Below are 13,293 nucleotides of genomic sequence, written 5' to 3' on the forward strand. Positions count from 1 at the left end.
AAGATTATTTGGCTGTAACCACTCTCTTTTCTTTAATTCTAGCTTTTTTACCTGTAAGAGCACGAAGGTAGTACAATTTAGCTCTACGAACCTTACCCACTTTGTTTACAGTGATGCTGTCGATAAATGGAGACTCAAGAGGGAAAATTCTTTCCACACCGATATTGTCTGACATTTTACGAACAGTAAAGCGTTTTTTATCGCCATGTCCGGCAATTTTGATAACAACACCGCGATACGACTGTACACGCTCTTTGTTACCTTCTTTGATGCGATATGCTACTGTAACAGTGTCTCCACTTTTAAATTTAGGATGTCCTCCTTCTTTTCCTGTAGCAAATGCTTGTTCTGCAATCTTAATTAAATCCATGATTATTAACAGCTTTTATCTTAAACGATACGTAATATTCACGAGCTCGTCCCGTCAGAGATTACGCAAAGCGGTTGCAAAAATAAAAACAATTCTTATAAAAGACAAATACTTAGCCGCTTTTTCAATATTTAAAACTACTTCCACCTAAAAACTCCCTTAATAACGACGTTGGCGGCATCTCCTTATCGTTGATATAATTGAAGTAACTAAGGAATTTCATCAGGCGATTAGCTTCGGCATATTCGGGAGCCGATTTAGGCACCTGCATTAATATAGGCTCTGCATACTTACGCAAAGCTGCCAGCTCGTATATGATAGCCGAGTTGAACATCACATCGGCATTTTCCTGAAACGGGAATATCCATTTATCTTCCCCCCTGCGCACACTGTTCCAACGCGAAATTGTATCAATTGCCGAATAATTACGGTACTTATAATCCCGGATCAAACGGCGGATCAAACGGTTATCGGTAGTCGGTATCCAGTTATGGTTATCAAGCGAAATCGCTGTAAGGGCTGATACATAAATCAAAAACTTACTCTTATCCGGTATACTGCTTGTCAATTCAGGGTTCAATCCATGAATACCTTCTATAACAAGTACAGTGTGTTTGTTTATCTGCAAATCGTGTCCTTTGTATTCACGCTGACCGGTTGTAAAATTATAGCTGGGCATAGAAACTTTATCCCCTTTCAGCAGGCGGGCCATATCTTCGTTGAATTGCTTCAGGTCAAGAGCATATAACGACTCATAATCATATTCGCCGAATTCATCACGCGGAGTTTGTACCCGGTTCACAAAATAATCATCGAGCGAAATACCCACCGGACGGATACGGTTTACCATCAATTGCACTTCGAGACGCTTACGGAAGGTAGTTTTACCTGATGAAGACGGACCCGAAATGAGTACAATACGCACCCCGTCATCAAAGCGTTTTGCTATCTGAGTCGCTATATCAGCAATAGATTTTTCCTGCAATGCTTCCGACACCTTGACTACGTTAGACATATTGCCTGTACGATTCGCCTTGTTGAGATCACCCACATTATCCAGACCTATAATATTGAGGAAAGACAAATGCTCATTGAATACTTCCTGCATCTTGGGTTGCCTGATGGGGCTCTCCAGTTCGTCCGGATTATCCCGGTTTGGCACCCTTAGCATAAAGCCGCTCATATAAGGTTCTAATTCGAACAACGAGATATAACTTGTTGAAGGCACAAGGCATCCATAGAAATAATCGACATAATGCCCCAAGCGATAATACTTGGCATAGAGCATATCAGAAGTTTCGAGCAATAAAGCCTTATCTTCGAAATGATGCTGGCGGAATAATTCCACAACCTCCTTCGCCTCAGCTTCGAGAGCTTCGAACGGAAGGTCCTCTTTCACCAAGCGTTCCATCTCGCTTTTTATTTTCCATATCTCATCATCGGTCAATGACTCTTTTCCTTGAATGACTCCGTAATATCCTTTGGCAATAGGATGCTCTATACTCATCTGGGCCCGGGGAAATACATTCGATACAGCTTTTGCCAAAATAAAGCAGAGCGAACGCACATAAGTACGCATACCCGACGACTCACTGATATCTACATATTCGATATCCTTCGGTTGATATACTCTGTAATTAAGTGATTCTGTCTTATTATTGACCTTGCAGTTTACTATCAAAAAAGGTTTCTGAATTCCTACTATAGTCTGTGCTTCGAGTAACGAAGTCCCCATGGGCAGATCAAAATATTGCCCGTTATTCTTACAAAAAACTTTTACAGTTTGTTCCATTCTCATAGATAGTTGTTATTCTGCGAATATACTGATTAGTTATTATACTGAAAAGTAACGTCCAAAGTTAGTTAAACAACTTTCAGTTAGTTTTTAACTTTTTAAGGACTTTATTCTTTATCATTCAATACAACCCGATAAAAAGATTACGCCTCCCATTAATAAAGATTAACGGAAGGCATATTATACATATTATATCCTCAGCGGGAATTAAAATTTATCTCCAACAGCCGGATTTTGCTGTTCAATAGAAATTATATCCTATTGTCAGGAAAGCATTGCGGTTATGTATGCCATTACTGCCTTGGGAAACATTCGATAATCCATATTCGTATCCCAAAGTGATGGTGAATTTTTGATAATCGGCAGCCACACCACCTAACAGACCAAAGTCAAAACGCTTTAAAGATTCATCGGAAAACGAATCCATTTTATCTTTTCCACTGTAAAGTTCATATCCTCCGTCCGGTATTCCCATATTTACCGAAGCTGTACCTGTAATCTTACCACCAATGCCATAAGCGATATAAGGGCCCGCCATAAATTTTACACCAAAGTCTTCTGTCACATTTACCTTATAGCCAACTAATACAGGCAATTCGAGATATGTAGCATTCCATGTTGTTTTAACAGAACCTTTATCGGGTATTCCATCCCCATTAAAATCATAATCAATGTCTAAATCTACTTTTGTTCCTTTAGATGAAACATTCAGGCTACTTTGCAGAAAAAAATCATTAGGAAGTTTGTATTCTCCTACTATTCCGAACTGATACCCTACACGTGCTTTGGTATCCGAATGTTCGACACTCATATCCGAAAGATTCATTCCGGCGCGCACTCCCAATGAAAATAATTTATCCTGTGAATAAGAACTTACAGCAATAAAAACAGAAAAGGCAATAAGTAAAATTTTCTTCTTCATAATATCAATAAAATTAGGTTAGTTAATATGCCCTAAAGATATATATTATTCCCACATCTCCAACAGCCTATATAATTATCTGATATTTTTTTCTTCAACAACAGATTCTCCGGCAGCCATATCCCCATTCAGCCATTTCCACGACTCATACATACGTATCCTATCGTCGCCAAGCCGCACTAACTTACTACGGCATTCACCAATACGTATATCTCCTTCAGTATTTATATGCTGATATGTAAAATAAATGCGATCGGCATCGGTAAACTTGCCCACCAGATACCCTTTTTCAATATCTCCGCCCGAATAATGCGCCCATAAGATTTTATTTTCCTGATAGTAATTAAATAAGGTTTCGCCGGAAACTTCGCCATTATCAGAATTAGAAACGGAAGTAAACAAGCGGTTATTCAGATTAAAATCTGCCAGACCTTGTGTTACAGACTCCTTTGTCATAATCTGATAACAAAGTACCCGTCCATTTTCCACAACCTTTTCCTGATATTCTACAGGCACATATCCTCTCTTCAAATATATACCAAAAGCAGGAAGTGAAGAGTCAACACACACTCGGGTATGTTCCCTCCGTATTTTCTCTTCTAAAAAGTCCATGATTGCAGAGCCATACCCTTTTCCGTGATAAACTGGCAATACAAAAACACGGTTCATATATTCCCCGTCAATGGTTCCGGTTGCTACGAAACCATCACCATCAAAAAGAAGATATACTTTTCCTGACTGTATATCTTCTTTTATACTTTCTTTTTTATGATGTTCTAAGAAAAATTCTACAACTTCCTGTGGATAATAATTCGGATAAACGGATGAAATTGTTTCATGTACAATACTCTGAGTAATTTCCAAATCTTCTAAAGATGCCAGCCTTATCATGGGTTAATTTTTCTGCAATATAGTAAACAAACTGGCACAGCGAGAAAATTAAACCTTACTTTTTTCTTTCATTAAAGTCCCAATATAGTAATATTGTATTTTCATCCTTCTAACGACTCTTCGTATTACCAGTTATCTTCGGATGTTTTTAGCCAGACTTTCCACCCTCCAATATAATATATTGAACAAATATCTTTTATATTTGCCTACCTTTCTTTTTACTTGAAAGAATTAGTAACCCAATCATATAAGCAACACTAGTAATTCAGGAAACATATGTATAAGAACAACCATAAAAATTCGACTACAATGAAATTTAGTAATGTAAGATTATTAGTTAAGGATTTTGCTAAATGTTTTAAGTTCTACTCTGAACAACTTGGATTGGAACCGGCTTGGGGTGATGAAAACAGCGGATATGCCAGTTTTAAGGTAGCAGACGGAATAGAAGGTTTAGCTATTTTTGTATCCGATTGGATGGCACCATCTGTAGGTAATGCGAACAAAGAATTGCCTGTAGGATTTCGGGAGAAATCACTTGTATCATTCAGTGTGGATAATGTTGATGACACCTATACAGCTTTGAAAGAAAAGGGTGTGATATTTGTTAATGAACCTACCAGCATGACTGATTGGGGGATGCGCACAGTACATTTGCGCGATCCTGAAGATAATTTAATAGAACTTTTTTCACCATTGGCTCCGGAACAATATAGTGAAGAGCTAATAGAAGAGAATAAAAAATACCAGTAAATAAGGTTTACTCCGGTAGCATTTCACCAATAAGTTGGGTTCGGATCTGCAGGTACAGCATAGCTAATGTTGTACCTGCAGACTACCTGATACCATATTTCCTTGACAGGAATTAGCTAGGAATACAATTGTTTCGCTAGCTCCTACCCACTCATGTTTACTTTTTTCGTTTACCGAAATTCGGATTATAGCTTTTCTGTTTATTCCCTCCGTTACTTCCTGTTCCGGCAGGATACAGTTTAGTCAGTAAATCTTCCCTGTTCAACCGGCGAAGTGATTTTACAATATCGGGCTTATAGTCGTTATTGTACCAGAAGAAATACTTCCGTTGAGCCAGCTTCTGGTCTTTCGTCTTCGGAGTATACACCTTCTCCAATGTATAAGGATGGTAACCTGTATAATATATCTCGGTAGCCAATGTCATGGGCGAAGGGGTAAAATCCTGCACTTGTTCCAGATTAAAACCCAGAGGCTTGGTTTTGACAGCCAGCTCTGCCATATCTACCTCATCACATCCGGGGTGGGACGAAATAAAATATGGTATTATCTGCTGTTTCATCCCATAATCGGCATTTACCTTATCAAAAACCCGCTTAAAATCATAAAACTGCTCGAAGCTGGGCTTACGCATATAATTAAGAACCGTGTCGGATGTATGTTCCGGTGCAACTTTCAGTCGTCCTGACACGTGATTTTTTATCAGTTCATGTGTGTATTCGTCGGTTACTTTATTTATTTCCTCATCATTCGAACGATGCAATAATACATCATAACGGATACCGCTACCGACAAACGATTTTTTGATACCCGGCAAAGCATCTACCGAGCGGTAAATATCGATCAAAGCCGAATGATCCGTATTCAGGTTTTTACATATCCTCGGATGAATACACGATGGACGTCTGCACTTTTCGCATATCGACAAGTCTTTGCCTTTCATCCTATACATATTTGCCGATGGCCCTCCAAGATCACTCAGATATCCTTTAAAATCGGGCATCTCGGTTATTTGCTTCACCTCGTTCAGTATAGACTCTTTCGAACGGGATGCGACAAACTTACCCTGATGGGCCGAAATTGTACAAAATGCACATCCACCAAAACATCCACGATGCATATTCACCGAAAATTTGATCATCTCGAATGCAGGGATTGTCTTCCCTTTATATTTAGGATGAGGCAATCTCGTATAGGGCAGGTCGAAAGATGTATCAATCTCTTTTTCGGTCATGGGTGGATACGGGGGATTTATCACGGCATATTTATCTCCCGCCTTTTGTACAATACGCGATGCTTTCGCCATATTAGACTGTTCTTCTACAATCTTGAAATTCTTGGCTTGCTTCAATTTATCTGACAGGCACTCTTCGTGAGAAAACAACTCTATATCTTTTTCTTCCTTTAAGAAAGACGGCTCGATATATGAAATCTGTTTTACATCTTTCATTTCGGAAATAGTCTGACCATCCCTCAGCCGGCGTACAATTTCCCTGAGAGGCTGTTCACCCATACCATATACCAACATATCTGCCTTCGAATCAAAAAGGATAGACCTTTTCAACTCATCATCCCAATAATCGTAATGAGTGACCCTACGGAGAGAAGCTTCGATACCTCCCAAAACAATCGGTGTATCGGGATAAATCTCTTTCAATATATTCGAATACACAACAGAAGGACGGTCTGGACGCATACCGGGGCGGCTATCGGGTGTGTAAGCATCATCCGAACGAAGCCGCTTATTAGCAGTATAATGATTGATCATCGAATCCATTGCTCCGGCGGAAACACCGAAAAACAAGCGGGGCTTTCCCAATTTACGAAAATCGCGCAAATCGTCACGCCAGTTTGGTTGAGGAACTATCGCCACTCTCAACCCCTCACTTTCAAGTATTCGACCGATAACGGCTGCACCAAATGCAGGATGATCTATATATGCATCGCCCGAGAAAAGTATTACATCCAACTCGTCCCAGCCTCTAAGTTCCATTTCCTTTTTGGTTGTTGGCAACCAATCTGTTAATCTATATTCTTTCATTACGTTACAAAGGTAAACATTATTTGACAGGTAGCAGTTATAATATTTATAAGCACATATTCTATCATAACATACAACAGTATTATTGTAAAGATAGTTTTCGTATACTTGCAGAATCAATTATTCATCTAATTCAGCAGTTGGCTTAGACGTTCTTTTTACTAATATATATTTACTGCATGCAGTCAAAGATTACTTACGCACGATATCACTTACGTCCGTTAGGTTCCGACATCGTCGTAAAGCACGGGGTACCCGTTGTGAGAAAAAAGCGTTAAAAGACAAATAGATGTTGTATTGAACGTTTTTTATTTGTCTTCGCTTTCGAACACGTAACGGGTCGGGCTTGAAGGCGCAGAGTTGATTTTTTGCTTCGTTTTGCATCAAGGCAAAATGAAGAACAAGCCGGAAGGCGCGTTAGTAGAAAATTAAAGGACATAACTCAACTACAGATTAATATTATTCATTTTATCTATGGCTTCAAACGGAATAGCGAGGCTCACTCGTCTCACAACTATAATGACTCTATTACAATCGAGACGGATAATCACTGCACAGAACATTGCCGATAAATTCGGTATAAGTATACGCACTGCTTACCGTGACATCAGGGTACTGGAAGAAGCCGGAATTCCTATTGTAACAGAAGAAGGAAAAGGATATTCACTGATGCAGGGATACCTCCTCCCCCCTGTCATGTTTACCGAAGCCGAAGCCAATGCTCTGGTCACCGCCGAAAAAATCATCGAAACAAATACCGACACCTCACTCAAGAAGAATTATGGAGATGCTATCTCAAAGATAAGGTCGATTATGCGCCACAGTATGAAAGATAAAGCCGATCTTCTAGCTGACCGCATTCAGATACGAAACAACTTCGCAGATAACCAAGCCAGTAATTATCTCTCGCTGTTTCAAACGGCTATTATACACTTCAGGGCAATACAAATCGATTATACTTCAGAAACAGGAGACAGTAGCAAGCGCATTATCGAACCTCTGGCACTATACAGTACTCAGGGAAATTGGGTCTTAATTGCTTTTTGCCGGCTGAGAAAAGAACACAGGGCATTCCGTTTAGACAGAATCAAGTCGCATATTGAGCTCAACGAGTATTTCGCACCTCACAATTTTAGCCTTCAGGATTTTTTTGAAGAATGTAAACAAAAATATTTTTCCACCCCTGACACACCGCTGTCATAAAGCCTAGATACTTTTGTTCCATGTAACAGGCAGGAAACGATCCTGCCGGATAATTAAATAAAAAATCAAACAATATGAACACAAGTATCGAGAAATTTCACATCGCAGGTATTTCAATCAAAACATCGAACGAACCGGGCAAAGGAGAAAAAGATATTCCACAATTATGGGTACGTTTTGTAAAAGATAATATCTCATCTTTAATTACAAATAAAATAAACAACGATATCTATGCCGTATATACCGACTACGTTGGGGATCATACACAGCCATACACAATCATTATCGGGCATAGAGTATCCGATCTCAACAACATTCCGGCAGGAATAAACAGAGTTACAATCGAAACTGGAAACTATGAAAAATTTACAGCAACCGGAAAGATGGAAGATAATGTAGTATTTCTTAAATGGCTGGAAATTTGGAAACAAAACCTCAACAGAAAATACATTACCGATTTCGAAGTTTACAAAGAAGGCTGTTTCCAACAAGCCGAAGCATCCGACAACATTTCAGTAGATATCTTTATCGGGATAAACAGATAAGCAGCATAAAACATAGAAGAAGATAAAACACAGAGGACAATTCAAATGTTAATTAACATTTGAATTGTTCGCGTTTTAAAAGATATTCTTACATTTGAAATATCAGAATATTTTAAACACACAAGGTATCATTTATATGCCTTATACCTGAATCTCAAACACCTTATTCTATGCCATTTGTTATTATAATATTGAGTTTAGCACTACTTATCCTGCTTATATCGCGTTTCAAAGTGAATGCGTTCTTATCTTTTCTGATAGTATCCATACTCGCAGGAATCGCCTTAGGAATCCCTTTAGACAAACTCCCCACTTCCGTGAATAAAGGCATCGGAAGCATTATGGGAGACCTTACCCTCATTATAGTATTAGGAGCAATGCTCGGAAAACTCGTTGCAGAAAGCGGTGCAGCAAAAAAAATCGCCGATGTAATGGTGAATGCTTTTGGGACCAAACATATACAATGGGGATTGATGATTACAGGATTCATAGTCGGCATCCCCCTATTTTACGGTATCGGCTTTGTGCTGCTTGTTCCGCTTATTTTCTCTATTGTGTACCAATATAAATTACCTGCTGTATACATAGGCCTGCCCATGCTTGCCGCATTGTCGGTAACGCATGGCTTTCTGCCGCCCCACCCTTCACCGGTCGCTTTGGTTTCGATGTTCGATGCCAATATGGGAATGACACTGATTTACGGTTTAGCTGTTGCTGTTCCTGCGATCATTCTGGCAGGTCCTCTATTCTCCAAAACGTTGAAGAATATAAAATCGGGACCGGTAACACTCTTCGAACAAAAGGAAACCTCTTCCGATTATAAAACTCCGGGCAAATTCAACAGCTTTGCTACCGCCACATTACCTGTTTTTCTATTGATAATAGTAACGGTAATACCTTATTGCGCCCCCGATTTAGGAGATAAAGCATCTTCGTTAGTTTCATTTATCGGCGCGCCGGCAATAGTCATGCTGCTGGCCGTTATTATCGCAACTTATTCCTTAGGCATTATGCAAGAACGGAAAATACAAAGCATCATGGATATATATGGTGATGCCGTTAAAGACATAGCGATGATACTCCTTATCATTGCCGGGGCGGGTATTTTCAAACAGATAATGGAAGACAGCGGAGTAAGCCAACAATTAGCAGACCTTTTAAAACGACTACCGGTGCACCCTTTAATTTTGGGATGGCTGATAGCCGCAATCATCAGAGGATGTGTAGGTTCGGCTACAGTAGCCGCCCTAACTGCCGCCGGAGTAATATTGCCATTGGTTGTAGCGACTGGAGTAAACCCCAATCTGATGGTACTATCATTAGGTGCAGGCAGCTTAATGTTCTCGCACGTAAACGATGCCGGATTCTGGATGTTTAAAGAATACTTCAACCTGACTATGAAAGACACTCTCAGGTCATGGTCTGTAATGGAAGCCATTGTATCTATTGCCGGACTGATAGGAGTATTATTGCTAAGTCTTATCGTATAACTACTATTAATAACTAAAACATAAATAATAAAGAGTATGTATAACGCTGATGAACAATTCGAAAAACTGGGATTAACCCTGCCTCCTGCACCCACACCGCTTGGAGTTTACAAACCCTATGTTATCGACGGTAAATATTTATATTTGTCGGGGCACGGACCCGTACAGGACGACAAGTCTCTTATTATCGGACGTATAGACAGGGACATTACACCCGAAGAAGGTAAACTGGCAGCACGTCAGGTCGGATTAACTATGTTATCGACTATCAAAACCAATCTGGGCAGCCTCAATAAGGTAAAACGTGTAATAAAAGTACTCGGAATGGTAAACTGCACTCCCGAATTCGAAAAACATCCATATATCATCAACGGATGTAGCGAATTATTTGCCGCCGTATGGGGCGAAGAAAACGGAATAGGCACAAGAAGCGCTGTTGGCTTTGGCTCATTACCTGATAATATCCCTGTCGAAATAGAAGCTTTGTTCGAACTATATTAACATCCACTCGGGGCTTTCCTAATATTCCACGAAAGTCCCGAATATAGAAATCATACATTATGATCGACTGGTACACTGTAAAAGACATCGATCAGATAGACACACCTGCATTGTTGGTCTATCCTGATAAGGTGAAACAAAATATTGATCTTGCCGTACGAATAACGAAAGACATTACCAGACTTCGCCCTCATGTCAAAACCAATAAGATGAGAGAAGTCTGTTCACTGATGCTCGAAGCAGGCATAAACAAATTCAAGTGTGCAACAATCGCAGAGGCCGAGATGTTAGCTATGATCTTGGCTCCGGATGTTCTTCTCGCGTATCAGCCTGTGGGCCCTAAAGCACTACGGCTTATAGAATTAATAAAAGCTTATCCCGGAACAAAGTTTTCGTGCCTGATCGACAATATCAACAATACACAAGTTATATCTGATCTCTGTAAAAATAATGGAGTTAGCATCGACATTTACGTCGACCTCAATGTCGGCATGAACAGAACGGGTATAAAACCCGAAAACACAGAAAATCTAATAAAAGAAATTATCAAATTGCCTAATATCCACATTGTGGGGCTTCACGGATATGACGGGCATATACACGATGAAAGTCCGGAAGAACGGCAAAAAGCGGCAGATATATCTTTCAGTCTAGCTGAAAAAGTGCTTGAAAAAATAAAACCATATTTCGATTATCCTTTGACAATAATCATGGGGGGCACTCCCACTTTTCCGGCACATATCAGCCATGCCAATTGCGAATTGAGCCCCGGAACATTTGTTTTCTGGGATTACGGATACAAGCACATGCTGAAAGATTTACCATTCGAATATGCAGCATTAGTCGCAACCCGCATTATATCTATAGTGGATGAACATCATATATGTGTTGATCTTGGATACAAATCCATCGCCGCCGAAAATCCTTTACCCCGGGTGCATTTTCTGAACGCTCCCGAAGCAATTCCTGTAGCACACAGTGAAGAACATCTGGTACTCGAAGTTCCCGACAGTAAGTCATATACACTCGGGAATGTACTCTATGGTGTACCCAAACATATCTGCCCCACTGTTGCTTTATACGATATTGCAAACACAATCGACAACAACGAAGCTACAGGACAGTGGAAAGTAATAGCCAGAAACAGATTTATAAATTACTAAAACCTTAAATATGCCAAAACCATTTATCATAGATGCACATCTCGACCTCAGCATGAATGCCCTGGAGTGGAACAGAGACCTGCGCTGGAGCGTCGAAGACATAAACAAAAGTGAAACCGGAATGACAGATAAGCCCGACAGGGGCAATGCGACCACTTCACTCCCCGAATTAAGAAAAGGAAATATAGGACTCGTTGTAGCCACACAGATAGGAAGGGTTACTGAAAAGAATAACAACAGACCCGGTGCCGGATGGCACTCGCCACAGCAGGCGTGGGCACAAACACAAGGCCAGCTTGCTTGGTACAAAGCAATGGAAGAAGACGGACAGATGGTGATGATCTGCAATAAAGAGCAGCTCGAAAACCATCTTAACTTATGGATGAACGATGAGCCCAACAACAGTAAACCGATTGGTTATATATTGAGTCTCGAAGGTGCCGATTCGCTCGTAGATATAAGTTATGTAGAACGGGCTTACAATTATGGATTGCGTGCAATAGGACCTGCCCACTACGGACCGGGAAGATATGCCAACGGAACAGACTCTTCGGGCAGGCTTAATGATATGGGAATAGAACTGCTGAAAGAAATGGAGAGACTGAACATGATACTGGATGCAACCCATCTAAATGATGATGCCTTTTGGCATGCACTCGAAATTTTCGGAGGAAATATATGGGCGAGCCACAACAACTGCCGGACATTCGTAGACCATAACAGACAGTTCAGTGATGATATGATAAAAACACTGATAGACCGTGATGCGGTTATAGGAATAGCACTCGACGCATGGATGATGGTTCCGAACTGGCAGAGAGGTGTTTCCAATGCAAAAGACATGAATTGCAGTCTGGATATTATGGTAAATAACATAGACCATGTATGCCAGCTGGCCGGAAATACCGATCATGTAGCCATTGGCAGTGACCTGGACGGAGCATTCGGTACAGAACAATGCCCCTACGACCTTACAACAATCGCCGATCTGCAAAAAATTCCGGCACTCCTGAATAACAGAGGTTACAGCGATATGGATATTGAGAAAATAATGAATGGAAACTGGATCCGGTTTATGAAAAAGGTACTTTAAGCACACTTACCGACAACACTCAAAAAAAAGGCGGAGAACATATTTTATACATCCTTCGCCTTTTACTTTTATAGCAAAAACGTTTAATCCAACTTCACCATACGTGAGCCATCAGGCTGTTCTGTGATATAAACATTCACAACATCGTGCGGTAATAGGGAATCAACCAACTGAGGCCATTCAATAAAACAAATACTTCCACTATAAAAATAGTCTTCATATCCAAAGTCAAAAGCTTCCGACTCATCTTTAATACGGTAAAAATCAAAGTGGTATATCAATTCTCCCGTATTAGACCGATACTCATTAATAATAGCGAAAGTAGGGCTGTTAATCACATCTTCGACACCCAGTTTTTCGCAAATGGCTTTAATAAAGGTCGTTTTTCCGGCTCCCATTTCTCCATGAAATGCAAAAACCGTATTATCACCCATTTGTTTTACGAATTCAGTTGCCGCTTCACCGATAGAATCGAGGGTCTTTATTTCTATATTCATCTGTATATCTGATTATTTCTATCTAAAAAAAA

General features: G+C 40.1%; 13 protein-coding genes. 7 read left to right on the top strand and 6 right to left on the bottom strand.

Annotation, left to right across the window (positions count from 1 at the left end):
- Positions 1-4: 4 nt before the first annotated feature.
- From rplS to BUC12_RS20275, 4 genes are all read right to left on the bottom strand, one after another.
- Positions 5-370 (bottom strand): 50S ribosomal protein L19, encoded by a 366-nt coding sequence (gene rplS / locus BUC12_RS11695; RefSeq protein ID WP_062178141.1) that lies wholly within the window; start codon positions 368-370, stop codon positions 5-7.
- Between the two features lie 124 nt (positions 371-494).
- The gene (locus BUC12_RS11700) at positions 495-2,162 is read right to left on the bottom strand and encodes a nucleoside kinase (RefSeq protein WP_062178137.1); all 1,668 of its coding nucleotides are present in this window, start codon (positions 2,160-2,162) and stop codon (positions 495-497) included.
- A gap of 244 nt (positions 2,163-2,406) precedes the next feature.
- The gene (locus tag BUC12_RS11705) at positions 2,407-3,087 is read right to left on the bottom strand and encodes a porin family protein (RefSeq protein ID WP_062178134.1); all 681 of its coding nucleotides are present in this window, start codon (positions 3,085-3,087) and stop codon (positions 2,407-2,409) included.
- Positions 3,088-3,162: 75 nt separating this feature from the next.
- The gene (locus BUC12_RS20275) at positions 3,163-3,978 is read right to left on the bottom strand and encodes a GNAT family N-acetyltransferase (protein WP_062178131.1); all 816 of its coding nucleotides are present in this window, start codon (positions 3,976-3,978) and stop codon (positions 3,163-3,165) included.
- 309 nt (positions 3,979-4,287) lie between these two features.
- On the opposite strand from BUC12_RS20275, the gene BUC12_RS11715 reads away from it, so the two are divergent.
- Complete coding sequence (locus BUC12_RS11715; RefSeq protein WP_062178400.1) at positions 4,288-4,731, top strand: VOC family protein; 444 nt, start codon at positions 4,288-4,290, stop codon at positions 4,729-4,731.
- A 157-nt stretch (positions 4,732-4,888) separates the two neighbouring features.
- Here the strand turns inward: BUC12_RS11715 and BUC12_RS11720 are convergent, their stop codons facing one another.
- Positions 4,889-6,769: a YgiQ family radical SAM protein gene (locus BUC12_RS11720; RefSeq protein ID WP_082141889.1), complete on the bottom strand. Its 1,881-nt coding sequence runs from the start codon at positions 6,767-6,769 to the stop codon at positions 4,889-4,891.
- 474 nt (positions 6,770-7,243) lie between these two features.
- Here BUC12_RS11720 and BUC12_RS11725 point away from each other — a divergent pair, with 474 nt between their 5' ends.
- From BUC12_RS11725 to BUC12_RS11750, 6 genes are all read left to right on the top strand, one after another.
- Positions 7,244-7,972, top strand: a complete 729-nt coding sequence (locus BUC12_RS11725; protein WP_062178128.1) for a helix-turn-helix transcriptional regulator — start codon at positions 7,244-7,246, stop codon at positions 7,970-7,972.
- A 74-nt stretch (positions 7,973-8,046) separates the two neighbouring features.
- Positions 8,047-8,517, top strand: a complete 471-nt coding sequence (locus BUC12_RS11730; protein ID WP_070808568.1) for a GyrI-like domain-containing protein — start codon at positions 8,047-8,049, stop codon at positions 8,515-8,517.
- Between the two features lie 170 nt (positions 8,518-8,687).
- Complete coding sequence (locus BUC12_RS11735; protein ID WP_062178127.1) at positions 8,688-10,007, top strand: gluconate:H+ symporter; 1,320 nt, start codon at positions 8,688-8,690, stop codon at positions 10,005-10,007.
- Between the two features lie 36 nt (positions 10,008-10,043).
- Positions 10,044-10,508, top strand: coding sequence for a RidA family protein (locus BUC12_RS11740; RefSeq protein ID WP_062178122.1), 465 nt, complete (start codon positions 10,044-10,046; stop codon positions 10,506-10,508).
- 59 nt (positions 10,509-10,567) lie between these two features.
- Positions 10,568-11,671: a D-TA family PLP-dependent enzyme gene (locus tag BUC12_RS11745; protein ID WP_062178120.1), complete on the top strand. Its 1,104-nt coding sequence runs from the start codon at positions 10,568-10,570 to the stop codon at positions 11,669-11,671.
- A gap of 10 nt (positions 11,672-11,681) precedes the next feature.
- Positions 11,682-12,764 carry a dipeptidase gene (locus BUC12_RS11750; protein WP_062178117.1) on the top strand — a complete coding sequence of 361 codons (1,083 nt, stop codon included), beginning with the start codon at positions 11,682-11,684 and terminating at the stop codon, positions 12,762-12,764.
- Between the two features lie 83 nt (positions 12,765-12,847).
- On the opposite strand, the gene tsaE is transcribed toward BUC12_RS11750, so the two are convergent.
- Positions 12,848-13,261 carry a tRNA (adenosine(37)-N6)-threonylcarbamoyltransferase complex ATPase subunit type 1 TsaE gene (tsaE, locus tag BUC12_RS11755; RefSeq protein ID WP_062178114.1) on the bottom strand — a complete coding sequence of 138 codons (414 nt, stop codon included), beginning with the start codon at positions 13,259-13,261 and terminating at the stop codon, positions 12,848-12,850.
- Positions 13,262-13,293: the final 32 nt, after the last annotated feature.

This window comes from Indolivaga macrotermitis, assembly GCF_900128985.1.
Taxonomy (GTDB): Bacteria; Bacteroidota; Bacteroidia; order Bacteroidales; family Dysgonomonadaceae; genus Dysgonomonas_A; species Dysgonomonas_A macrotermitis.